Consider the following 20,848-nt stretch of genomic DNA (forward strand, 5'->3'; position numbering starts at 1 on the left):
GCAGAGGAAAGTGCTCAGACTCAGCGGTCGTCGAAGACGTGCTGAAGAATCAGGGCGGGCTTGTAGAGAAGGAATCCCAGGAACGCCGGCAGCAGATCGAGCTGAGGCAGCTTGGCCGAACCAACCACAAGCAGGGTTGGAACGATGAGCTGAAAACGCCCCAGTCCACGGGACTGGTCACTGAGCCGGGCCACACTGCGAGCCAACAAGCGCACGTACAAAAGTCCGGCGCAGGAGCCCACAAGAACACTGACGGCCACCGAGAGATTCATGGTGAGAGCCACGATCGGAACCGTGACGAGTGACACCAGAACGGTGGCCAACAGCAGGCGACGTTGAAGACGGTAAAAATCTTCCAAGCGCTGCCTGAAATGGCGCGCGGAATCTATCACGCGTTCGCTGCAGTTATTCCTGCAACAGAAGCAGCTGGCGATCCACAAGATCGCGGATCTGATCCGGAGACGCAAGGGCCCCCAGCCTCTGTTCCGGCTGCTCAGCGACAGTCCGCAGCAGGGAGCGGTCGGCATCCGTGAGCTGAATGGGCTCCATGTTGCGACCAAGAATCGGATCGGGTTCCCCCCAGAGGCAGGGCTGAACCAAACCCCTGGCAAGGCCCAGGGCCTCATCACTCCAGCGGGCTCGCTCCACGGGTGCCGCAGAGAGAAAGAACTCGAAGTGGCTGATGTCGGGATCCAGCTGCTCCACAAGCTCCCACTGCTGACGCGGTGGCAAGGCCTGGGCTCGCTCCAGCAGTTCTCCCTGCAGAAGGCGGGATGGATCCCAAACCTCCGGATTGGAGAAGCCGGCGAAATGCAGACCCGCCGTTTCGATGAACGCGAAAAGACGCTCGAGGTTGTAACTGGTTTCCTGCGGGTGCAGGTACATGTCCGCGAAATTTGCGTCAGGTGCGCAATCCACGGCCCAGCGTTCCCGGTGATGACGGGCAAGGCGGTTGCCCTCAGGCAGGGTCTCGAACAGCTCCCGCCCCAGATGCAGGCCCTCCGAGCCTGTGCCGGCATTCAGAAGACTCAGCGCTTTCTGGGTGCGGTGGATCTCCCAGCGACCGGCATCGGCATAAAGAAAGAGATGCAGCAGACCCGACGGAGCCAGGCGATCCGCCAGGGAGCGCAGCCCCGCTTCCGGCTGATCCAGGTGATGCAACACCCCCACCGAGTTGATGTAGTCGAAGGCCCCTTCGTCGGCCAGATCAAGAAGACTGCGCCGCTCCTGACGCAGGGAGGTCACTTGCTCAGGCGCCCCGGAGCGCTGGCAGCGTTCCCGCGCCACCGCCAGAGCCCCATCACTGATGTCCACCCCGAGCACGTCAGCACCCGGATTGAGATGGCAGAGGTAATCGGTGCTCACCCCGGTTCCGCAACCGGCATCGAGGATCCGCGGCGCCTCCATCCCTGCAGGGATCGAGCCGTGCACAGCGGCCAGAACGCTGCGATGACACCAACGCCAGTTGTATCCAGGTGGCGGGCCGTCCTGCAGTGGATCCCCCGGGAAGGGGAAGCGGTCATAAAACGCACTCACCACGGGAGTCGCAGCATCACTGGGCTTGGGGTGGGTCATGCAGCGCTGATTTCGCGCCTGCGAGCTTTTCACGTCAGACCCGTGGATCCCCTGCAGCACCGCAAGGCCTGCAAACATTTGTTCATGGGGCCACGGAGGGCCATCCCAGCAGCCGTAACGTGGCGCGATCCGGCTTGCTTTCGTCGATGACAGTGACCGCCAGCAGCGGCAGCCCGCGCGTGTCTCCCCAACTGTTCGACACGCTGCCGCTCTCCAGCGTCCGTCAGGCAGAGCAGCAGGACCGTTTCCCTGACAACGGGGAACTCGACAGTCTTGTGACCTTCTTCCGAACCGGTCAGGACCGGATCGAAGCGTCCCGCATCATTGCGGCCAACGCCGAGGCCATCGTGGCCCGCGCCGCCAACAGAATTTTTGTGGGAGGAACGCCCCTCTCCTTCCTTGAAGCGCCTCTAACAACGGGCGAAAGCGCACGTTCAACAGGTCAGGAAGGCACTCCGCTGGCTGCTGACCAAGCAGCGTTTGAACAGTCGGTGCGCACCTTCACCGGCGACAGCAACAGCACCAAGCGGGGCAACTTCCTCACCCGCCTGCTGGAAGGAGCCGGCGGCGATGCCGACGTGCGGGTTGTGCTCCCCACCGGTTTCAACGCCATCAGCGTGGCCAAGTACGGCCCGGCCTTTATGCGCAAGTCGGTGCGCGACATGGGTTGGTTCCTGCGCTATGTGGGCTATGCCCTGGTGGCAGGTGACCCCAGCATCCTCGCGGTGAACACCCGCGGCCTGAGGGACATCCTTCTGGAGAACTGCTCTCTGGCGGCCACCAACGTGGCTCTTCAGGAGATGCGGGCTGCTTCAGCGGAACTGCTGCGAGATCGTCCTGAAGCCCGTCAGATGACCATCGACTGCTTCAACGTGCTCTTGCAGGAGCTGGCCATCCCCACCCCCAGCACGAAGCAGCGCCAGGGGAGTGCAGTGCAGCAGGGCCTGCAGCTGCCGGCGATCTATGCCCTGGCCTCAGAGGGACGCCAGCTGTTTGAAATGCGTCCCGGTCTGTCCGGAGCAGAAAAAGCAGAAATCATCCGCGCCGCCTACCGCCAGGTGTTTGAGCGCGACATCGCCAAGGGCTACTCCCAGACCCCCTGTGCGGACAAAGCCAGTGCCGTCGCCCAGGGACAGATCTCAATGCGTGAATTCGTTCGCGCCCTCGGCCGCAGCAAGGAATATCGCCAGCAGTTCCACGACGGTTTCGTCAACAGCCGCGTGGTGGAACTGGCGTACCGCCACTTCCTCGGCCGGGGCATCAGCTCCCTCGAGGAATTCCGCAAGTCGTTCGCGATCCTCAGCGACCAGGGCCTGAACGGTCTGGTGGATGTGCTGGTGAATTCCTCGGAATACGCCCAGGCCTTTGGGGAAGAAACCGTTCCCTACCTGCGGGATCTCGGCACCGAAGCTCAGGAGAGCGCCGGTTGGGGCTCCAATCGCAAGTTGTTCAAATTCAGCGCCCCATTCGATGGCGCGCCGCAATACGTCACCCTCTACGCCTCCTACCGCCAACCCTTTGCCGATCAGCACGTCTACGGCGGCGGCAATGATCCGGTGGCCAACCAGTACGGCGCCATCTTCCCCAGCGGAACCGCTTCGGTGGCCACACGGCCGGCGCCATACGGCTACGACAGCCGCCGCCTGCTGGTGAGCAACGGTCTCAACAGTCCCGGACAGCTGGACAGCGCCAGCTTCCGCGGCAGCCGCCCCCGCAAGGTGGGGCCACGGGTGGTCCGCCTTCAGCAGATCGCAACCGGGGGAACCGTCAATCCCCGTGGCGGCGGAAATCCCAGCGTTCGCACCACTGAAGCCAGCACCCAAGCCGTGATCAAGGCGGTATACGTACAGGTGCTGGGCAACGGTGGCTATGCGGGAGAACGCATGGGTTCAGCCGAAGCCCGACTCGAGAATGGTGACATCTCTCTGAAGGACTTCGTTCGCGCGGTCGCCCGCTCCGATGCCTTCCGTCGCCGCTACTGGAGTGGCCTTTACATCGTGAAGGCGATCGAAGTGATGCACCGCCGTCTGCTGGGACGACCCACCTTCGGCCGCTGGGAAATCGATGCCCTGTTTGACACCGCTGCCCGCCACGGCTTCTACGGGGTGGTGGACGCCCTGATCGACAGCCGTGAATACAGCGAAGCTTTTGGATCCGACACGGTCCCCTTTGAGCGATTCATCACCCCAGGCGATGTGAACGCCCGTCGTGCCCCCGGCTGGGCCCGCCCGCTCAATCTCGCCGCCGTGGCCGATCTCACCCAGAGCAGCCGCCCGGAGGCACGGCCATCGGAAGGCTTCCGCAGCAGTGGCACCATCACACCCCGCAACCTGGTCGACACCAAGTCGGCGTCCCAAGCAACCTGGACGCCCACCAGTGGCGCCAGCGGCGCCGACTCCCGTTGGCTGTCGGTGGTGCGCCAGCAAAGCCTGGCCTCGAAACAAACCGGCTTCCCGATGCGTCGGGCCAGCGGATCCGAGCCCAGCAAGCTTGAAGGCCCCTCATGGACGGTCAAGAGCCGCTCCGTAGCGACCGGCAAGACCCAGGCCCTCTCGACCATGGGGCAGGCACTGGCCAACGCCGATGCCTCTGGATTCCAGCTGCGGGAAGGGCTCCCGGCCATGCTGGAGCTGAAACAGCCCTGCAGCGAGTCTGAACTTCGCACCGTGCTTGATGCGACGTATCGGCAACTGCTGAACCGTGTCCCAACGGAAAGCGAGCGCCTGGTCTCCGCCGAGTCCCGACTGCGCAATCAGGACATCGACCTGCCTGATTTCATCACTGAAGTGGCCATGAGCGAAGCGTTCCAGAACCGCATCGCCTCCATGGCTCCGCTTCGGGCCGCATCCGCCGCAGGCCTGGCGCTGCTGGGACGGGCCACCACCCCAGCAGAGACCAGTCGCTTCCTGATCACCCGCGCTCAAGCAGGTCAGGGTGCAGCTGTCACCGAGCTGTTGGCGGAACGAATCAGCACAACCGTGCCCCGCATCGACGGCATGTCGACAGCCTCAGGGGTCAGCCAGGCCACCATCCAGCGCACGGCCTCGCTCTACCGCGGCAATGCCGGCCTGAATCCCCCCACGGGCGACGCGATCTGAGCCAAACGGCCATTTTCCTGACAAACAACAGCCCCAATTGCCAGCGGTTGTTCTTATTGGATCCCGGTGAAGTGCCGCTTCATCGGGATCATTTTGTGCGTCCTGGGAGCTTCTCGAAGCATGACGCAAATCGCAGTCATGGCAACGGCTTTCCAGACATGGTCGATGCCGTGAAGAACTGTTACCCGGGCAAAAATCCCAGGCCGTCGCCAGCGCAGAATGCCTCAGCCGAACCCAACGGAGCGGGGCCACAACGATCAGTGTTGACCGTTGTGAACAAGTCTCACTCCCGACGCTTCGACCCCCTGTCTCAGCCCTTAGTCTGAGACCCGATCCCTCGGGATCACCCTTTATTCACCGGATACCGGTCTCCTACGGGCGGCCGCTTGTTTCGAGGCAGAACTGCATGAGCATCGTCTCCAACTCGATCATCAACGCGGACGCCGAAGCCCGCTACCTCAGCCCTGGCGAACTCGACCAGATCAAAGCCTTCGTCACCGGCGGTCAACGCCGTCTGCGCGTGGCCCAGGTCCTGTGCGAGAGCCGCGAGCGCATCGTCAAGCAGGCTGGTGGTCAGCTGTTCCAGAAGCGTCCCGACGTCATCTCCCCCGGCGGCAACGCCTACGGCGAAGAGATGACCGCCACATGTCTGCGTGACATGGACTACTACCTCCGCCTCGTCACCTACGGCATCGTCGCCGGTGACGTCACTCCGATCGAAGAGATCGGCGTGATCGGTGCGAAAGAGCTCTACCGCTCCTTGGGCACTCCCCTGGAAGCCATGGCAGAAGCCGTGCGCGAGATGAAGATCGTCGCCATGGGCCTTCTCACCGGAGCCGACGCAGAGGAAGCCGGCACCTACTTCGATTACGTGGTTGGCGCCCTCGCCTGAACCGCTCGCTGAATTTCCCTCTCGTCTCCTCACGGATCCATGCAAGACGCCATCACCAACGTCATCAACAAGTCGGACGTCCAGGGCCTCTACCTGGACACGGCTTCGATGAGCAGCCTCGAGTCGTATTTCGCCAGTGGTGAACTGCGCGTGCGCGCTGCCGCCACCATCAGCGCCAATGCTTCGGCCATCATCCGCGATGCCGTGGCCAAGGCCCTGCTGTACTCGGACATCACCCGTCCCGGCGGCAACATGTACACCACCCGCCGCTACGCAGCCTGCATCCGCGACCTGGATTACTACCTGCGTTATTCCACCTACGCCATGCTGGCTGGCGACACCTCGATCCTCGACGAGCGTGTTCTGAACGGCCTCAAGGAGACCTACAACTCCCTGGGTGTGCCCATCGGCGCCACCGTTCAGGCCATCCAGGCCATGAAGGAAGTCACCGCAGGACTGGTCGGCCCTGATGCTGGCAAGGAAATGGGTGTCTACTTCGACTACATCTGCTCCGGACTCGGCAACTGAGCCCCATGCGGTTGTTCAAAGTCACCGCCTGCATTCCCAGCCCTGAAAAGGTTCGGACGCAGCGCGAATTGCAGAACACCTTCTTCACCAAGTGGGTGCCCTACGACAGCTGGTTCGCTGAACAGCAGCGAATCCAAAAGCAGGGTGGCCGCATCATCAAGGTGGAGCTCTGCACCGGGGGTCAGCAGGTCAACGTCGGCAACTGAATTCCGCTCCAAAGCGAATTCCGGGCCCGGTTCAACACCGGGCTTTTTTATTGGCCATCAACTCTGGAGGGTCTGCGCCACCAAGGCATCGAGATCCGGAAGAACAGCGGCATCTCCCTCCCCTAACCAAAGCACGTACTCGTGGTTGCCGGCCGGCCCGGTGATCGGCGAAGCCACCAAGCCCTGGGGCTGCCACCCCGATTCTGCTGCCGCTGCAATCACGGATTCAATGGCATCCCGGTGGGCCGAAGGATCACGCACCACACCGCCCTTGCCGACGCGACTCTTGCCCACCTCAAACTGCGGCTTCACCAGCACCAGAGCATCGGTGTCGGGGCCCTGCAACAGCCGACGCAAGGCCGGAAGAATCAGCCGCAGGGAAATGAACGACACATCGGTGACGGCCAAACTGGGCCAGGGATCGTCAGCCCCATAGAGATCGTCGGGTTGCAGATGGCGCAGGTTGGTGCGTTCCCGCAGCACCACCCGTTCGTCAGTCCGCAAGCTCCAGGCCGTCTGGCCGTAACCCACATCGACGCCATAAACACGAGAAGCGCCGTGCTGCAGCAAGCAATCGGTGAATCCCCCTGTTGAGATGCCGCCGTCCAGGCAGACACGCTCCATCACCGTCACGGGGAAGGCCTTCAAACCCGCCAGCAGTTTTTCGCCCCCTCGAGAAACAAAGCGAGGGGGCTGCTCAACCCGCAGTTCTCGCTCCGGCGTCACCTCTGTTCCGGGCTTATCCAACAGGGTGCCAGAGCCATCCCGCACCTTTCCAGCACGAATCAATTGCTGCGCCTGTTGGCGTGAACTGACCAATCCACGGGTCAGGAGTTCCAGATCAAGACGCTGTTTGGACGCCATTGCGACATAAAAGCAGACCGATCCCGAAGAAAACCGGCGATCCAGCGGCTGGAACGTGTTCTGCCTGGAGGATTTCCTCAATTCGCGTCGAGGGACGTGTCCAACCACCGCCCTAAACCCGCCAAGGTGGTGCCGCTATTGCGGCCGGGCAGCTTTGTGCGGCTCGATAACCAGCCCTCCGACCTGCCGCCCTTCCAAGTTCTTCACTGCCGCGGGGGACGCTGCTGGGTGCGCCAGCAATCCTGGGGATCCCACGTGCAATGGGAAGTTGAGCATGAGCGCTTGAACGTTGCATAAACGAAACCGCTGCTCACCAACGCCTGCAAAGACTCCCGGCCAATAATTCTGTTCAATCAGTGCCTTGGCAAGGCAACCATTTCACGGCTCAATGGAGCATTGACGCTGTTTGAGCAAACGTTTGGGTCAAGCGACAACCCTCCAAAGAGCTTCCAGACGACGGGGGCAACAAGAGGCTCAGAAGTCGACTCTGATCCAGCGGCTGCTGCCCCTGCCTTGGCAGCTCTGGCCTGCGGAAGCTCGCCTGCTGATGGGGCTGGCGGGATTCTGGAGTGTGGCAGGACTGGTGGTGCTCGCGTCCGCCAGTTGGTGGGTGGCCCTGCGAGAAATGGGCGACGGCGGCTTTTACCTCAAGCGACAGGCCATCTGGCTGATGGCCAGCTGGAGTTTGCTGGGCATCACGATCTCCACCAACCTGCGGCGCTGGCTTCGCTGGTCAGGGCCAGGGCTATGGATGGGCTGCCTGTTGATAGCCGCCACCCTGGTGATGGGCACCACGGTGAACGGCGCCAGCCGTTGGCTGGTGCTGGGCCCACTGCAGATGCAGCCCTCGGAGCTGGTGAAACCCTTTGTGGTGCTGCAAGCAGCCAACCTGTTCGCTCCCTGGAACCGTATGAGCCTCGACCAGAAGCTGCTTTGGCTGGGGAGCTTCGGCGGGCTGTTGCTGCTGATCCTCAAGCAACCCAACCTCTCCACAGCGGCCCTGATGGGACTCACCCTCTGGATGGTGGCCCTAGCTGCCGGCCTGCGCTGGCGCAGCCTGCTGGGCACCGCCCTTGCGGGATCGCTGCTGGGCACCGCCAGCATTTTGATCAATGAATATCAGCGGATCCGGGTGGTGTCGTTTCTAGATCCCTGGAACGATCCGATGGGAGATGGCTATCAGCTGGTGCAGAGCCTGCTGGCGATCGGATCGGGCGGTTGGATGGGGCAGGGCTATGGCCTCTCCACCCAAAAGCTCCAATACCTGCCGATCCAGAGCACCGATTTCATCTACGCGGTGTTCGCCGAGGAATTTGGATTCGTGGGCTCGGTGCTGCTGCTGCTGTTCCTGATGCTGGTGGCCTGGGTGGGGCTGCGGGTGGCCCTGCGCTGCCGAAGCAACCAGGCACGGCTTGTGGCCATCGGCTGCAGCACGATCCTGGTGGGCCAGTCGATCCTGAACATCGCGGTGGCCTCTGGGGCGATGCCCACCACCGGTCTGCCACTGCCCTTGATCAGCTACGGCGGCAACTCGCTGATGTCGAGCCTGGTGATCCTGGGCCTGCTGATCCGCTGTTCACTGGAATCCACCGGCTTGATCGGTGGGCGATCCCATGGGCGACAACGGTCGTTGCGTCAACGCTGAGCCTGGTCTGGTGACAGGCTTGCCTGGATAGGCTTTGCACACTCAAGGGCACCTGTGGATCTGCTGCTGCTCTCCGATATGGCTCAGAGCAGCGAAAAGCTGCTGCAGAGCGCCCTGGCGGATCCAGGTCCACTGACGCTGGCACTGGTGTTTGGTGGCGGCGCCCTCACGAGCCTGGGGCCCTGTTCCCTGTCATTGCTGCCGGTGACGCTGGCCTACCTGGCGGGCTTTGACGATGGCCAACCGGCCTGGCAGCGCAGCCTCGCCTTCTGCGGCGGCATCGTCGGTGCCTTGGTGGTGCTGGGAAGCATCAGCGGACTGCTGGGCCGGATCTACGGCCAGGTGCCCGCACTAATCCCCACATTGGTGGCGATCCTGGCGGTAGCGATGGGGCTCAACCTGCTGGGCGTGCTGCGGATTCCACTGCCCAGCGGCCCGGATCCGGAGCAATGGCGTCAGAAGGTGCCGGCCCCGCTGGCACCAGTTGCAGCAGGACTGGCTTTCGGGCTGGCGGCCTCACCCTGCACCACCCCCGTGTTGGCGGTCCTGCTGGGCTGGATTGCCCAGAGCGGACGTCCCCTGGCAGGGGTGGCCCTGCTCAGCAGCTTCGGCATCGGTCAGGTGCTGCCCCTGTTGCTGGCGGGCACCTTTGCAGCAGCCATTCCCAAACTGCTCGCCCTGCGGGGCATCAGTCGCTGGGTGCCGCCAGCCAGCGGAGTGGTGCTGCTCACCAGCGGTCTGCTCACCCTGCTGGCACGCTGGAGCTGATGGGGATGGCACTGCTGAAACGCCTGGCCGCCTGGCTCAGCGATCTGCGGCTGGCCATCGTGCTTCTACTGCTGATTGCCCTGGCCAGTGCCGTGGGCACCGGCATACCCCAGGGGGATCCGCCCTCCAGCTACATCGATGCCTATGCCGACACCCCCTGGCTGGGGCTACTCAACGGCGAACAGGTGCTGCAGTTGCAGCTCGATCATGTGTATTCCAGCGGCTGGTTTCTGGCCCTGTTGGCCTGGCTGGGTCTCGCCCTGATCCTCTGCAGTTGGCGCCGTCAGTGGCCGGCCCTGATTGCGGCCCGGCGCTGGATCGACTACCGCACCACACGCCAGCTGAGCAAATTGGCCATCGCCGAAAGCCAGCTCTGTGCTGACCCCAGCCGGGCTCTGACGCAGCTGGAGTCGGTGCTGCGGGCCAGCGGCTGGCAGGTGCAACGCAAGCCCCAGCGGCTGGCGGCCCGACGCGGCGCCATTGGCCGGGTGGGGCCCTTGCTCGTGCACACCGGCCTGGTGCTGCTGATGCTTGGCGCAGCCTGGGGGGCATTAGCGGGGAACCGCTTGGAGCGCTTCCTGGCCCCCGGCCGCAGCCTCGATCTCCTGGATCGCGATGGCACAACCCAACTGACCATCACCCTGGACCGCTTCGCCATTGATCGGGATCCGGCGGGCCGCACGGAACAATTTCGCTCCGCTCTGCAGCTGCAGGGCCCCAACCAAAGATTGGATGCCGAGATCAGCGTGAATCACCCGCTGCGGCACCGGGGCATCACCATTTACCAGGCCGATTGGTCACTGGCGACGATCAGCTTGCAGATCGGGCGTAGCCCCGTGCTTGAGCTGCCGCTACAGACCTATCCGGAGCTTGGTGATCAGATCTGGGGCCTGGTGCTACCGACACGCCCCGATGGAACCGAACCGGTGTTTCTGAGCCTGGAGAGCGAACAGGGACCTGCCACGGTGTTCGATGCGGACGGTCAACAGCTCGCCCGACTGCGACCGGGTGGTCCCGCCGCTGAGGTGAAGGGCTTGCCGATGCGGGTGGACGCGGTGCTGCCGGCCAGCGGACTGCTGCTCAAGCGTGATCCAGGAGTACCGCTGGTGTATCTGGGCTTCGCGGTGCTGTTGGTGGGCGGTGGATTGAGCCTCGTGGCCACCCGGCAGCTGTGGGCCATCGCAGCCGATGGAACCCTCAGCGTGGGTGGCCTCTGCAACCGCAACCTCGCCGCCTTCGCCACTGAATTGCCTCAGTTGGTGCAGCAGGGGGTGGTCGATCAGCAGGGCTGACGGGTGCCGTGACTCACCCGCACAACGGTATGCACGTTGCCGCGGGGGTTGAAATCGGCTTCCAGCTGCATCCACACCGGATCAGTGGCCGCCACCAGATCATCAAGGATGCGGTTGGTGACCTCCTCATGGGAGATCGACTGGTCGCGGTAGCTGTTCACATACAACTTGATCGCCTTCAGCTCCACCACCCGCGGCCCGGGTTGATAAATCAGGCGCAGCACCGCGAAATCGGGGTAGCCGGAGAAAGGGCATTTGCACGTGAATTCCGGCAGCTCGATCGCCACCTCGTAGGGGCGCCCAGGCCGGGGGTTGTCAAAGCAGATCAGCTCGGCTTCTGCGATGGCGCGTTCGCCGTAGAGCGGGGTCTGGGTCAAAGGGCTGTAGGGGCCAGTTCTGATCAGCGACCCTAGGAAGTCAAGCTTCGGCAGCGTTCTGTAACAGCGGCCACGCACGGCTCTGAGAACCGCGGCATCCTTGAAACCAGATCCGTATTCCCCCCATGAAAAAGGTCGAAGCAATCATTCGTCCTTTCAAGCTGGAAGACGTCAAGGTGGCGCTGGTTGAGGCCGGCATCATCGGCATGACTGTGAGCGAGGTGCGGGGCTTCGGCCGCCAGAAAGGTCAGGTGGAGCGCTACCGCGGCTCGGAATTCACCGTTGAATTTCTGCAAAAACTGAAGATTGAAGTGGTGGTCGAGGACGACCGCGTCGAAGAGGTGGTTAAGTCGATCGCCGATGCCGCCCGCACCGGTGAAATCGGTGACGGCAAGATCTTCATCAGCCCTGTGGAATCAGTGGTTCGCATCCGCACCGGCGACCGCGACAGCACGGCTCTCTGAGCTCAGAACGCCAGATCACTGTTCAGGATTGGCCCGGTCCCCATCGGTTCCGGGCCAGTGAATTCTTAGGAGCAATTTTGAGAGCTAAACACTGAACATCCAGGGGAGGGTTCCAAGACAAGTCAGATCCCGAAAGCAACGCGACGCATTGAGGCCCAGCGCTGAGAGCAAGTCGCGCGGAGGCGGACCCATAGATTTGTTGGGTTGTTCAACCGAGCGCGCCGGTGATTGAGCGTTACACCCTTCCTGAGATGGGAGCCGTCTGGAGTGAGCAGGCGAAATTCCAGAGCTGGCTTGATGTGGAGATCGCTGCCACCGAAGCCAACTGCAGGCTCGGTCGCGTGCCCCAAGAGGCTCTCGACACCATCAAGGAGAAGGCCAGCTTTGAGGTGGAGCGCATCCTCGAAATCGAAGCCGAGGTGCGCCACGACGTGATCGCCTTCCTCACCAACGTGAATGAGCACGTTGGTGATGCCGGACGTCACATCCATGTGGGCATGACCAGCAGCGACGTGCTCGACACCGGCGTGGCCCTGCAGCTGAAACGTTCCGTGGCCCTGCTGCGCACCGAACTCGATGCCCTGGCCGATGCCCTGCGCGAACTGGCCCGGGCCCATAAGGGCACCGAAATGATCGGCCGCTCCCATGCCATTCACGGCGAACCGATCACCTTCGGGTTCAAGGTGGCCGGCTGGCTGGCGGAAACCGAGCGCAACCGCATCCGGCTGGAACGGCTTGAGCAGGATGTGGCCGTGGGCCAGGTGAGCGGCGCCATGGGCACCTATGCCAACACCGATCCCCAGGTGGAAGCCATCGCCTGCGAGATCCTCGGGCTGACTCCCGACACCGCCAGCACCCAGGTGATCTCCCGGGATCGCCATGCCGACTACGTGCAGACCCTCGCCCTAGTGGGCGCCTCCCTAGAGCGCTTCTCCACCGAGATTCGCAACCTCCAGCGCACCGACGTGCTGGAAGTGGAGGAGAACTTCGCCAAGGGGCAGAAGGGCAGCTCCGCCATGCCCCACAAGCGCAACCCGATCCGCAGTGAGCGGATCAGCGGTCTGGCCCGGGTGCTGCGCAGTTACACCATTGCTGCCCTTGAGAACGTGGCCCTCTGGCACGAGCGCGACATCAGCCACAGCTCCACTGAGCGCATGATGCTTCCCGATTGCTCAGTGACCCTGCACTTCATGCTGCGGGAGATGACCAGCGTGGTGAAGGGTCTTGGGATCTACCCCGATAACATGCGCCGCAACATGAACGTCTACGGCGGTGTGGTGTTCAGCCAGCGGGTTTTGCTCGCTCTTGTGGGCACCGGCATGAGCCGAGAGGAGGCTTACCGGGTCGTTCAACGCAACGCCCATACGGCCTGGAACACTGCCGGCGGCGACTTCCGCGCCAACCTCGAAGCGGATGGAGATGTCACCAGCCGCCTCTCCGCGGCGGAGCTGGCGGACTGCTTCAGCACCGCATTGCATCAGGAGAATCTGGGCGTGATCTGGGAGCGGCTGGGAATCTGATCCAACCACTGGCCCAGCGGCTGCTGGGGCTGAGAGGGGGAGCTGGTGATTTCCAGGATGCGACCACAGGCCTGAGGCTGCTCCAGAGCATCCAGGCACGTCTGTGCCACAAGGCGGCGAGGAATGCTGTTGCTCTGTTGTTGATCGGCGTCGGTCACCAGCACTCCCTCCTTGGCGCTGCGGCTGTCGTTCTCACTCAGGCCTCCAGGCCGGATCACAGTCCAATCAAGACCGCTGCGCTCCAGGCAGCGCTCCCCCACCCGCTTCCAAACCAGGATCAGGCCGAACAGATTGAGGGGATGCAGCCAACGGCCAGCGCAGAGGGAGCTCACCAGCACCACGCGCTTCAGCCCCAGAGAGCGGCAGGCCTGCACCTGAGCCTGCACGCCCCAAGCGTCCACCTGCAAGGGGCCGGCCAGGTTGATCGAAGGGCGAGCACCCGTGGCGATGACCAATTCCGTGCAGCCCTGCAGCGCATGGAGCAACGCTTCCGCCGAGTCCAGCTCCAGGCGACGCACCTCCAAGCGCCCCTCCTGCTCGGCCTGGGCCAGGGCAGAGGGCAGCACGGAAGCAGGCCGAACAATGGCTCGGACCGATCGACCACGCTTGAGCGCCTCCTCCACCACGCGCCATCCGGTTTTGCCGGAGGCGCCAGACACCGCGAGTTGCGTCATCCCATCAGACCTGATCTGCGAACCAGTCAACAGGCAAGAGGAAACACCAGACCGGGCAGAATCGACACGACATCCCCAACCGCATGAGCACGGACCAACTCCAGCAATTTTTTGCTCACATCTCCAGAGATCCTTCGCTCAGGGAGCAAGTGCTGCAGGCCGTGAGCGCCGATGCTGCGGCCCTGATTGCCCAAGAACTGGGTTATGAAGTCTCCGGCGATGGACTGCTGCGGTTCTCCGGCAAGAGTTCCTCCGGCGTCAGCGTCACCAAGATTCAGCACCCCGGGGAATATCACTAAAAGGTCTGGAGCACAGCGTTCGTATCTGTCGAGCCCCCCAAACCGTATGAGGACTCGCATACAAGACTGGAATTTGCCCTCAAGCTGAGCCAGAACCGAAGGGCTTGCATTCCTTCTGATGGCACGCCTTCTTCAGCTTTTGCAAGGGTCCACCAACAACGCCGATCTGGCGGCATGGACGGCCGTGATCTTTGCCTCGATCACCGCACTGGTGATCTGGGGACTCCTCAATGCCTACCCAAACTTGCTCTAAACATCAAAAACTAACAGTACGGATCCTGCTCATAGACGTTCACGCAAGGTGGGTCCGAGATAACGGACGGGGTCCTCACCATCCGCCATGAGTTCTGTTGACCATTGATAAATACTTGACTGAGGATTAAATCCACGAAAAACAACATTCACAGTGTGCCCCGGCTCAATCGCTGGATTGAATTGGATACTCAGATCCTCCTCAGGGCCTGAGACAACAGCCGTGGCCAATCCTCTTACTACTTTGCCTCGAAGGGAATAATCGCCGAGATAAACCCGAGGCTCCAGGCGACCCCAATCCCACCGATCAAGATTGGGCAACTGCCGCAAAACAATCGCGCCCAAGGCGTTGCCAGCATCCTCAGGAAACACAACTGTAATCGTGGTGCGATTGCGCAAGCCTTCAGTTAACTCAGGGTTGTGAATCATCACCCGGTTTGGGGGACGATCAAACAACGCTTGCGCGAATGATAAGGGCACCTACAGCCACATCAGTGGAGCCCACAAAAGCATCGCAATCCACTGGTGCTTCACCCAATTGTTCCAACGAATCAATCAACCCTAGCCCGATCAAACAGAACAACATCACAGGATCAAGCTCCATCCTTCGATGGGGATCAGCAATGCCTGGCCAGCAAGGATTCGACCATGCCGGTCTGGCCCTGGAGCGCATAGGCCTCCACTTCCCGCTGGCGCTGCAGCGGCCCGAGCGACTGGGTCACCGTGAGCACGTGGGCAGCCGTAGAACGGTCGAGATGATGTGTCAAAAACCGATCGACCTGCGCGGGGCTGAAACCACCCTGCGCCTGCAGCATCAAGCTGATCGTGGAAGACGATGGCGTTTCCAAACCATCCAGACAATCTTGAACGACATGGATCGCCTCATGGGTCAGAACATCCAACTGAAGCCCTGGCTGATCGCGCAGCCCCTGCGATAAACAGAGACGGTTCACGCCCATGTTGTAAGCGGCGCGTTCGGCCCCGGGGCCACACCGCTCGAGCCGATCGATCACAACACCCAACTGCTCAAGCCGATCAATCAACCGATCCGTGCGCGCTGAAAGCGAAATCGCTCGAGCAGGGGCTGCCCAGGAAGCCAGCAAGGCAGAAGCGAGAAGCAGACGAATCAGCAAAGACGAGACGCATCAGACGCAGCCTGAGCCTACGCTTGTGCGCGGTTCCGCCATCAGACTTTCAGCACTTTCAAGAGTGCTGTGCCGTTCAAACTGCGTCTGAGCGCATCGGAATGGCGGTTTGCCCTGACGTCATTTGCAGCAAAGGTGGGTTTGTTCTGGTTCTCCGAATTGGTGATCTGCCAATGAGATCAGGAACGCTGGATTTGCAATGTTGTGGGAAAAGGTTTTATCCCCTGCCTGATCACATTCGCACTAATGGATCTTCTGGTGATCCCACAGATCAGGCGCTTAAGAAATCGCTGAAATTCAAAATCTTGGCCTGAAGAAAGGGCCAATCACCTTCATAAGCAGGGTTTTACAGGACCAAGCCAAGCAGTGATCAAAACATCAGACCATGAGCTTGACGGATTTGCTCATTGCTCACCAAGCATGTACCCAGATCAGGATTGGTTGCACCTGGCCGGTACTCAGCATTCCTCAGAAGCTACGTTGACTGACCCCGCAGCCAGAGCAGCTGCCCTGTGGAAGCGTCATGATTGCAACTCACCCACCCGTCAGAACAAGCAGCCGGAGCACAAGTCAGCAGCACCCCAACAGCAATCAACCAAACAGAGCAGGGTGAGGACAACATCTGGTTTCAAGAATCCTTGTTAGGTGGCAAGCAACTCAAGCCAGAACAATGCAATGAGCGCAGTGGCTCCCAACGCCAAAGCGAACCATTGGTCTTTGAGGGTGCGGACCACGTTGCAATAGCTGTTGCCCCAATAAAACGAGCTTTCAGCCAGAAGCCAACCTCAGCCGATCCTCTGTCGACCGACTGATGTCACCATCAAGATGCTTCTCTTTCCGGAGCGCATCTGGCGAGACGCGGTTACATGTCAGCGCCACACTGATCACATGGCTCAAAAACCCTGGTTCCAAGCCAACATCCACGCCCCCGGCACAGGCTTCGCCTTGCTGGTCATTGCGTTTTGCTTGCTGCTTCAGACCATCCCTTCAGCGATCTGCGTGTTCACCCCCAGGGATGGCTGGGACCCACCGTTGTCTCCTGAGAGAGTCAGGTATTGCAAGGGCGGCTAGGGCGCGCTCTGTTCAGCGACCAGTGGTACGGCGACGGCATCCGTTCAGCGATGGATGGCGACGACGTGACCCTGATGGCTCATTGCTGGGCCGTTGAGTTCGCTGAGTTCGACGGCTTCACCCGCAAGACCAGCGCGGAGAGGCTCAAGGCGTTTATCTCCAGGACGACCGACATCTGCCAGCGGAAGTACGGCAAGGGCACGGAGCGCATCCCTCGACGCTCAGTGTTCTGGGGAACGGCCAACAGGAGTCCGCTCACCGATCGAACGGGATCGACCCGGTTTTGCCTGATCGACATGCCCGACAAGAAGCTGCCGCTGGCCAGGGTCTCCCTGGATCGCGACGCCTCACTGGCCCCCTGCGCCCCAGTGGATCTGGGGGCCTTCTTTCGCAATCGTTCTTACGTCCAATCAGAGGCAGAAGAGGCTGCTGCGCTAATCAGCCCTGAGACAGCTTCCGGTGGGCCTTGTCTGCCTTCCTCAAAATCTTCTGCGCCTCTTCTCGTGTCAAGCACTCTTGAGCCCGGCAAGCGAGCTTGCGCAATTTTTTGTGCTGCTTGTCCGGGTTCAATGGGAAGAACAAATACTGGTCAACCAAAAGTTAACCAAAGCTGGAGTAGCTAAATGGCCATCCGGTGAGGACTCACTGACCTTTTGATCCACTCCTCCCCGCCGTCCTCACCATGTGAACTCGGACGTATCAGCTCCCCCACCAGGGGGCTTTTTTTGGGGTTTTTCGATGAAGTGGATGCTGCTTCTGGTGCTCGCAGTGATTGGCGTCGGGACCCTGATGGGGACGACGACGACACCGGTGATGTGAGGCCGAAGGTGTCAGGCATGGCTATGCAGCAATAGGCAGCACCAAACGATGGAAGTCATCTACCTGATCTTTTTCTTCGTTACGAGGGGGGCCGCCTTTACCGATCAGGTGCCCCAGGCATCGATGGAGCAGTGCGAAGAAAACGGCTCTGCGCTCCAAAAGCTGTACCGAGAGATCAAGTTCAAATGCATCCCCGGGCTCGCGGAGGGGTCCGGCACACCGATCTCAACAGAGGAACTCATGAGTCGCTACGGCTTCAAAGATTCCTCCTACTGACTGGAAGTAACTGCTGTTACGACTCTCGAAGCAAATCTGCTAAGCCAGAGAGTTTGTCGATCGCCAACATTGCAGCATTGCGATATACCTCATGCAAGGTAACAGCAGGGAATGATTTGTACTGAAGGTCGAAGACAGTATTGCCATCGGCGACTAAAGAAGCACCCAGATGGATCAACTCAGAGGAGCCTTCCCCATAGATGTGCACGCCCAAGATGCGGCCGTCCTGCCTTAGACACACCAACTTTAGGAAATATGAAGATGGCAACGCTTTGAGTCGCCCACGAATAGTGTCAGCGAAAGGAGCCACGATAGAGAATATCCCCTCCTCGCCGAAACTCTCAGTAGCTTCACTTTCTGTGCTGCCTACAAATGCCAACTCAGGAATCGCCCATACAATCGAAGGACTGTTGCCATGAGATTGATCGGATTTAGATAACTTCCTATTTCTCAAAACCATCGAAGGCAATACATGATCAACTAGCCCCTGAGCCTGCATGACAGCCTTGCAGGCCAAGCCACTACCAGAGACATCGCCAATTAAATAAACCGATCCAGCTGAAGTTTCCAGCTGCTGATTATCAAGAAGCGGCAATTCTTTGTAACCAGAGCCGCCATCCCCATCGAGCAAAGTCTCTATACCTAGATCCTGAGTAGTCGGAACGCGGCCAACTGCCGAGAGCACAGCAGAGAAGCTGCGCGTAATGATGCCCGTAGGCAATTCAAGATCCACTACGGGGATCTGCGCATCAGTACGCCAAGATTTGACATTAGCTTGGTAAATCAACTCAACTCCCTTTGCTTCTAAATCAGCAATCAGAGCGTCACGCATAGCCCTATCAAGCATTGGCAATAACTGCTCACGTGAACCGCGAGCAGCAACGCAGACATGAACACCCATTTCAGCAAAGATAGTGGCATACTCCAAAGCAATAATTCCCGTCCCTTGCACAAACAAACTTTCAGGCTTGCTTTGCAAAGAGGCAATCGAATCTGAATCATAAAAGCCCGCTTTATCAAAAGGGATACCATTTAAACGTCGAGATTTAGATCCGGTGGAAACTACAACCTTGCGAGCCAATAACTCACCAACCACATCGGCGCTATCCCGTACAACTACTTTGGTAATGCTATCGGCATCACAGCCAATAATCTCTCCAGTCCCTTTGAAAAATGTGACGCCGTAGCGCTTAAGTTGCGATGCAACTCGCTTGGTATCGTTCTGATCAATCAGTCGCCGTATTGCCAAAACATCGTCCCATGAGGTCGACACACCTTGGTCCATCGCGACTTCTCGCAGCACTTTGCTGCTTACACCGGTTGGAGAACCAAAGCTTTGTTTCGGCTCGACTAGAGCCACACTGAGTCCTTGAAAAGACAATCGGCAGGCTGCCGTTAGACCAGCCGGTCCTCCCCCAATCACGACTGCATCCCAGATCGTGTTTTTTGGCAGTACCTCTTCAACGTTACTGAGGTGCTGAAGAAGCTGAAAGTTGGCAGGACGTCGCAAAAGAGCGCGTTCTTCTAGATAATCAGCTGCCTGTTGTGCAAGATTTTCGAGAACTTCGACTTCACGCTCACCAAAATCAGGTCGAGGTACAACATCAATAACACAAAATGTCCCAACATGGAGCCCTTTCGATGTACGTATTGTTGCCCCGGCATAAAAATGAGCTGGCTTAAGCGTAATACCTCCAGCCCCATCAGGCCATGGGATTGGATATCCACCTACTTGCTTGGCTTGCTTTAGAAATTCGTCTGGATAATTAGCTCCATCGCCATACTCTAAAAAATTATTGAGATCAGGAATCACCAAATGATGATTCTCCATGATCGTATACTGACATATTGAACATTCTCGAGGTGTAACCATCTCCTTGAAGTCCAATGGCTCACAGGACTGATCATCCTTTGGCGCTACAGTTACAGTCAGCAAACGCTGCTCATCACTCTCAATAAAACCAATAAAAGCGACTGGCATCTTCAATAAAGATTTTGCAGCATTACGCAGAGCTACTAATTCTGGCTGATGCTCTGAATTGGCCTGGTTCAAGCCAGTTACTGCATCTAATCTTTCAGCCTCATTGGCAGGCTTTGGACTTGCGCCCTGCAAACGGGGATAATTAAGGGATTGCACTCTTTGATAATTATGTTTATAAGCAATTGACTTAGCACTTCTCGCTGCAGATTTTGCCTTTTGAACTACTTTTTTGAGGACTAAGCTAAAACTGGCCATCGGAGTAATGATTTTCGCCATTCTGAGGGAAAGCGCTCGGCTTGCATAGCCCTGGCCTTGGCATGCCGGTGCAAGGCCGTAAGGGGATTTTCCAAAGCAAGAAAATCCGCGTTTGGAATCGGTATTTCGAGAAATTTACGCTTTTAGTAATCGATCTGATCACAGCGAAAGCCCTTCTAGCGAGTGCTGAATAACAGCATTCGATTTAACGCCGTAGGTGGCCGTGATGGGAGTTGTATCCAGTACCAGTCATGTGATCGAGCTGGCAGATACAGGCCACCACAGCGCCGGGGTTCTTCTGCTTCGTGGCTTGGCCTGACGCGGTGATGAGCGTCTGGATGGCCCAGCTCAGCAGCTCCTGCCGATCAATGCCAGTGGCGTCGATGTCGTCCTTGATCTGCGCCAAGGCCCTCTTCACGAGCTTGTAGCCCTGCGCTCTGGAGACCCCCCATGTTTGTCTCGCATATACGAGACATTCGGTGTTGTTAGACCCGGCCAGGATCATTCCGGCGAGGAGTTCAACCCGGTCCGCTGTTTCTGTTGCGGTGGCTCGTGCCATGGCCAGTCAGCCTCCTCCTCCCATAGGTGAACGAGCAGTTCCCGGTGGGTCATCTTCAGGACTGACGCAAACAGCGGCAGCACCTCGGGCAACGTCTCCGGGTAACGCCGGTGAGTAGACGCAAGAACAGGTACGACCTTCACGAGATCGCTGGAAATCATTGGTAAGGGGATTATTCCCCATCAAAAACAACCCAAAAACAAGCACTAATCCATACTAAAATAGAGATGCTGGGGATACCCTTGCAATCAATAAAGAAAGGGGGACTGGTGAATAGCCGACCCCTTT

At 59.7% G+C, this 20,848-nt stretch carries 25 protein-coding genes; 15 read left to right on the forward strand and 10 right to left on the reverse strand.

Features of this window, described 5'->3' with window-relative positions:
• Positions 1 to 20: 20 nt before the first annotated feature.
• Positions 21 to 359 carry a hypothetical protein gene (locus DXY03_RS08980; RefSeq protein WP_115010105.1) on the reverse strand — a complete coding sequence of 113 codons (339 nt, stop codon included), beginning with the start codon at positions 357 to 359 and terminating at the stop codon, positions 21 to 23.
• Between the two features lie 46 nt (positions 360 to 405).
• Complete coding sequence (locus tag DXY03_RS08985) at positions 406 to 1,575, reverse strand: class I SAM-dependent methyltransferase (protein WP_115010144.1); 1,170 nt, start codon at positions 1,573 to 1,575, stop codon at positions 406 to 408.
• A 146-nt stretch (positions 1,576 to 1,721) separates the two neighbouring features.
• Here DXY03_RS08985 and DXY03_RS08990 point away from each other — a divergent pair, with 146 nt between their 5' ends.
• The 4 genes from DXY03_RS08990 to DXY03_RS09005 all read left to right on the forward strand — a co-directional run bounded on the left by DXY03_RS08990 (position 1,722) and on the right by DXY03_RS09005 (position 6,299).
• Positions 1,722 to 4,673, forward strand: a complete 2,952-nt coding sequence (locus DXY03_RS08990) for a phycobilisome rod-core linker polypeptide (protein WP_115010106.1) — start codon at positions 1,722 to 1,724, stop codon at positions 4,671 to 4,673.
• A gap of 406 nt (positions 4,674 to 5,079) precedes the next feature.
• Positions 5,080 to 5,565 (forward strand): allophycocyanin, encoded by a 486-nt coding sequence (locus DXY03_RS08995; protein ID WP_114989510.1) that lies wholly within the window; start codon positions 5,080 to 5,082, stop codon positions 5,563 to 5,565.
• A gap of 39 nt (positions 5,566 to 5,604) precedes the next feature.
• Positions 5,605 to 6,093: an allophycocyanin subunit beta gene (gene apcB / locus DXY03_RS09000; protein WP_114989511.1), complete on the forward strand. Its 489-nt coding sequence runs from the start codon at positions 5,605 to 5,607 to the stop codon at positions 6,091 to 6,093.
• A gap of 5 nt (positions 6,094 to 6,098) precedes the next feature.
• Positions 6,099 to 6,299, forward strand: coding sequence for a phycobilisome linker polypeptide (locus DXY03_RS09005; RefSeq protein WP_006851140.1), 201 nt, complete (start codon positions 6,099 to 6,101; stop codon positions 6,297 to 6,299).
• A 57-nt stretch (positions 6,300 to 6,356) separates the two neighbouring features.
• Here the strand turns inward: DXY03_RS09005 and DXY03_RS09010 are convergent, their stop codons facing one another.
• Positions 6,357 to 7,163, reverse strand: a complete 807-nt coding sequence (locus DXY03_RS09010) for a TlyA family RNA methyltransferase (RefSeq protein WP_115010107.1) — start codon at positions 7,161 to 7,163, stop codon at positions 6,357 to 6,359.
• Between the two features lie 96 nt (positions 7,164 to 7,259).
• On the opposite strand from DXY03_RS09010, the gene DXY03_RS09015 reads away from it, so the two are divergent.
• The 4 genes from DXY03_RS09015 to DXY03_RS09030 all read left to right on the forward strand — a co-directional run bounded on the left by DXY03_RS09015 (position 7,260) and on the right by DXY03_RS09030 (position 10,868).
• A complete protein-coding gene (locus DXY03_RS09015; protein ID WP_115010108.1) occupies positions 7,260 to 7,460 on the forward strand; it encodes a hypothetical protein in 201 nt (66 codons plus the stop codon).
• 109 nt (positions 7,461 to 7,569) lie between these two features.
• Entirely contained in the window at positions 7,570 to 8,808 is a 1,239-nt protein-coding gene (locus DXY03_RS09020; RefSeq protein ID WP_115010109.1) for an FtsW/RodA/SpoVE family cell cycle protein, read from the forward strand.
• Between the two features lie 78 nt (positions 8,809 to 8,886).
• The gene (locus tag DXY03_RS09025; protein WP_170952029.1) at positions 8,887 to 9,576 is read left to right on the forward strand and encodes a cytochrome c biogenesis protein CcdA; all 690 of its coding nucleotides are present in this window, start codon (positions 8,887 to 8,889) and stop codon (positions 9,574 to 9,576) included.
• Between the two features lie 5 nt (positions 9,577 to 9,581).
• Positions 9,582 to 10,868: a cytochrome c biogenesis protein ResB gene (locus tag DXY03_RS09030; RefSeq protein WP_115010145.1), complete on the forward strand. Its 1,287-nt coding sequence runs from the start codon at positions 9,582 to 9,584 to the stop codon at positions 10,866 to 10,868.
• Here the strand turns inward: DXY03_RS09030 and queF are convergent.
• Positions 10,856 to 11,245 carry a preQ(1) synthase gene (gene queF, locus DXY03_RS09035; RefSeq protein ID WP_115010111.1) on the reverse strand — a complete coding sequence of 130 codons (390 nt, stop codon included), beginning with the start codon at positions 11,243 to 11,245 and terminating at the stop codon, positions 10,856 to 10,858. The genes DXY03_RS09030 and queF overlap by 13 nt on opposite strands.
• 125 nt (positions 11,246 to 11,370) lie before the next feature.
• On the opposite strand from queF, the gene DXY03_RS09040 reads away from it, so the two are divergent.
• Both DXY03_RS09040 and purB read left to right on the forward strand, forming a co-directional pair.
• Positions 11,371 to 11,709 (forward strand): P-II family nitrogen regulator, encoded by a 339-nt coding sequence (locus DXY03_RS09040; RefSeq protein ID WP_006851285.1) that lies wholly within the window; start codon positions 11,371 to 11,373, stop codon positions 11,707 to 11,709.
• 224 nt (positions 11,710 to 11,933) lie between these two features.
• A complete protein-coding gene (gene purB, locus DXY03_RS09045) occupies positions 11,934 to 13,229 on the forward strand; it encodes an adenylosuccinate lyase (RefSeq protein WP_115010112.1) in 1,296 nt (431 codons plus the stop codon).
• Here the strand turns inward: purB and DXY03_RS09050 are convergent.
• The gene (locus DXY03_RS09050) at positions 13,187 to 13,903 is read right to left on the reverse strand and encodes an SDR family oxidoreductase (protein ID WP_115010113.1); all 717 of its coding nucleotides are present in this window, start codon (positions 13,901 to 13,903) and stop codon (positions 13,187 to 13,189) included. The two genes, purB and DXY03_RS09050, sit on opposite strands and share 43 nt — an antisense overlap.
• A gap of 83 nt (positions 13,904 to 13,986) precedes the next feature.
• On the opposite strand from DXY03_RS09050, the gene DXY03_RS09055 reads away from it, so the two are divergent.
• Both DXY03_RS09055 and DXY03_RS12765 read left to right on the forward strand, forming a co-directional pair.
• The gene (locus DXY03_RS09055) at positions 13,987 to 14,202 is read left to right on the forward strand and encodes a Nif11-like leader peptide family natural product precursor (protein WP_115010114.1); all 216 of its coding nucleotides are present in this window, start codon (positions 13,987 to 13,989) and stop codon (positions 14,200 to 14,202) included.
• A gap of 118 nt (positions 14,203 to 14,320) precedes the next feature.
• On the forward strand, positions 14,321 to 14,455 hold the full coding sequence (locus DXY03_RS12765; RefSeq protein WP_256377248.1) for a hypothetical protein: 135 nt from the start codon (positions 14,321 to 14,323) through the stop codon (positions 14,453 to 14,455).
• Between the two features lie 29 nt (positions 14,456 to 14,484).
• On the opposite strand, the gene DXY03_RS09060 is transcribed toward DXY03_RS12765, so the two are convergent.
• From DXY03_RS09060 to DXY03_RS09065, 3 genes are read right to left on the reverse strand one after another with little or no spacing between them, the layout of a single operon-like run.
• Entirely contained in the window at positions 14,485 to 14,883 is a 399-nt protein-coding gene (locus DXY03_RS09060; RefSeq protein WP_244272374.1) for a DUF2808 domain-containing protein, read from the reverse strand.
• Between the two features lie 19 nt (positions 14,884 to 14,902).
• Positions 14,903 to 15,058 (reverse strand): hypothetical protein, encoded by a 156-nt coding sequence (locus DXY03_RS12630; protein ID WP_244272375.1) that lies wholly within the window; start codon positions 15,056 to 15,058, stop codon positions 14,903 to 14,905.
• Positions 15,059 to 15,071: 13 nt separating this feature from the next.
• Positions 15,072 to 15,557: a hypothetical protein gene (locus DXY03_RS09065; RefSeq protein ID WP_136987670.1), complete on the reverse strand. Its 486-nt coding sequence runs from the start codon at positions 15,555 to 15,557 to the stop codon at positions 15,072 to 15,074.
• A 569-nt stretch (positions 15,558 to 16,126) separates the two neighbouring features.
• On the opposite strand from DXY03_RS09065, the gene DXY03_RS11900 reads away from it, so the two are divergent.
• The 3 genes from DXY03_RS11900 (at position 16,127) to DXY03_RS12335 (ending at position 17,765) form a co-directional block, all read left to right on the forward strand.
• On the forward strand, positions 16,127 to 16,411 hold the full coding sequence (locus DXY03_RS11900) for a hypothetical protein (protein ID WP_136987671.1): 285 nt from the start codon (positions 16,127 to 16,129) through the stop codon (positions 16,409 to 16,411).
• A 243-nt stretch (positions 16,412 to 16,654) separates the two neighbouring features.
• On the forward strand, positions 16,655 to 17,293 hold the full coding sequence (locus tag DXY03_RS12825) for a VapE domain-containing protein (RefSeq protein ID WP_170952023.1): 639 nt from the start codon (positions 16,655 to 16,657) through the stop codon (positions 17,291 to 17,293).
• 244 nt (positions 17,294 to 17,537) lie between these two features.
• The gene (locus DXY03_RS12335; RefSeq protein ID WP_115010117.1) at positions 17,538 to 17,765 is read left to right on the forward strand and encodes a hypothetical protein; all 228 of its coding nucleotides are present in this window, start codon (positions 17,538 to 17,540) and stop codon (positions 17,763 to 17,765) included.
• Positions 17,766 to 17,781: 16 nt separating this feature from the next.
• Here DXY03_RS12335 and DXY03_RS09090 read toward each other — a convergent pair whose 3' ends face one another.
• Together DXY03_RS09090 and DXY03_RS09095 are read right to left on the reverse strand one after the other, a co-directional pair.
• The gene (locus DXY03_RS09090) at positions 17,782 to 20,001 is read right to left on the reverse strand and encodes an FAD-dependent oxidoreductase (RefSeq protein WP_170952025.1); all 2,220 of its coding nucleotides are present in this window, start codon (positions 19,999 to 20,001) and stop codon (positions 17,782 to 17,784) included.
• A gap of 205 nt (positions 20,002 to 20,206) precedes the next feature.
• Positions 20,207 to 20,560 (reverse strand): hypothetical protein, encoded by a 354-nt coding sequence (locus DXY03_RS09095; RefSeq protein ID WP_115010119.1) that lies wholly within the window; start codon positions 20,558 to 20,560, stop codon positions 20,207 to 20,209.
• Between the last annotated feature and the right edge of the window lie 288 nt (positions 20,561 to 20,848).

This window comes from Synechococcus sp. N5 (assembly GCF_900473925.1).
Classification (GTDB): Bacteria; Cyanobacteriota; Cyanobacteriia; order PCC-6307; family Cyanobiaceae; genus Parasynechococcus.

Bases quoted from the DNA above. Each gene is read 5' to 3' on its own strand.
- DXY03_RS12765 (WP_256377248.1), top strand. From the start codon at position 14,321: ATGGCACGCCTTCTTCAGCTTTTGCAAGGGTCCACCAACAACGCCGAT.
- DXY03_RS09030 (WP_115010145.1), top strand. From the start codon at position 9,582: ATGGCACTGCTGAAACGCCTGGCCGCCTGGCTCAGCGATCTGCGGCTG.
- DXY03_RS09025 (WP_170952029.1), top strand. From the start codon at position 8,887: ATGGCTCAGAGCAGCGAAAAGCTGCTGCAGAGCGCCCTGGCGGATCCA.
- DXY03_RS09010 (WP_115010107.1), bottom strand. From the start codon at position 7,163: ATGGCGTCCAAACAGCGTCTTGATCTGGAACTCCTGACCCGTGGATTG.
- DXY03_RS09040 (WP_006851285.1), top strand. From the start codon at position 11,371: ATGAAAAAGGTCGAAGCAATCATTCGTCCTTTCAAGCTGGAAGACGTC.
- DXY03_RS12630 (WP_244272375.1), bottom strand. From the start codon at position 15,058: ATGGAGCTTGATCCTGTGATGTTGTTCTGTTTGATCGGGCTAGGGTTG.
- DXY03_RS09060 (WP_244272374.1), bottom strand. From the start codon at position 14,883: ATGATTCACAACCCTGAGTTAACTGAAGGCTTGCGCAATCGCACCACG.
- DXY03_RS08995 (WP_114989510.1), top strand. From the start codon at position 5,080: ATGAGCATCGTCTCCAACTCGATCATCAACGCGGACGCCGAAGCCCGC.
- DXY03_RS08985 (WP_115010144.1), bottom strand. From the start codon at position 1,575: ATGACCCACCCCAAGCCCAGTGATGCTGCGACTCCCGTGGTGAGTGCG.
- DXY03_RS09090 (WP_170952025.1), bottom strand. From the start codon at position 20,001: ATGGCCAGTTTTAGCTTAGTCCTCAAAAAAGTAGTTCAAAAGGCAAAA.
- DXY03_RS09055 (WP_115010114.1), top strand. From the start codon at position 13,987: ATGAGCACGGACCAACTCCAGCAATTTTTTGCTCACATCTCCAGAGAT.
- DXY03_RS09095 (WP_115010119.1), bottom strand. From the start codon at position 20,560: ATGGCACGAGCCACCGCAACAGAAACAGCGGACCGGGTTGAACTCCTC.
- DXY03_RS09005 (WP_006851140.1), top strand. From the start codon at position 6,099: ATGCGGTTGTTCAAAGTCACCGCCTGCATTCCCAGCCCTGAAAAGGTT.
- apcB (WP_114989511.1), top strand. From the start codon at position 5,605: ATGCAAGACGCCATCACCAACGTCATCAACAAGTCGGACGTCCAGGGC.
- DXY03_RS08990 (WP_115010106.1), top strand. From the start codon at position 1,722: ATGACAGTGACCGCCAGCAGCGGCAGCCCGCGCGTGTCTCCCCAACTG.
- DXY03_RS09050 (WP_115010113.1), bottom strand. From the start codon at position 13,903: ATGACGCAACTCGCGGTGTCTGGCGCCTCCGGCAAAACCGGATGGCGC.
- DXY03_RS12335 (WP_115010117.1), top strand. From the start codon at position 17,538: ATGGAAGTCATCTACCTGATCTTTTTCTTCGTTACGAGGGGGGCCGCC.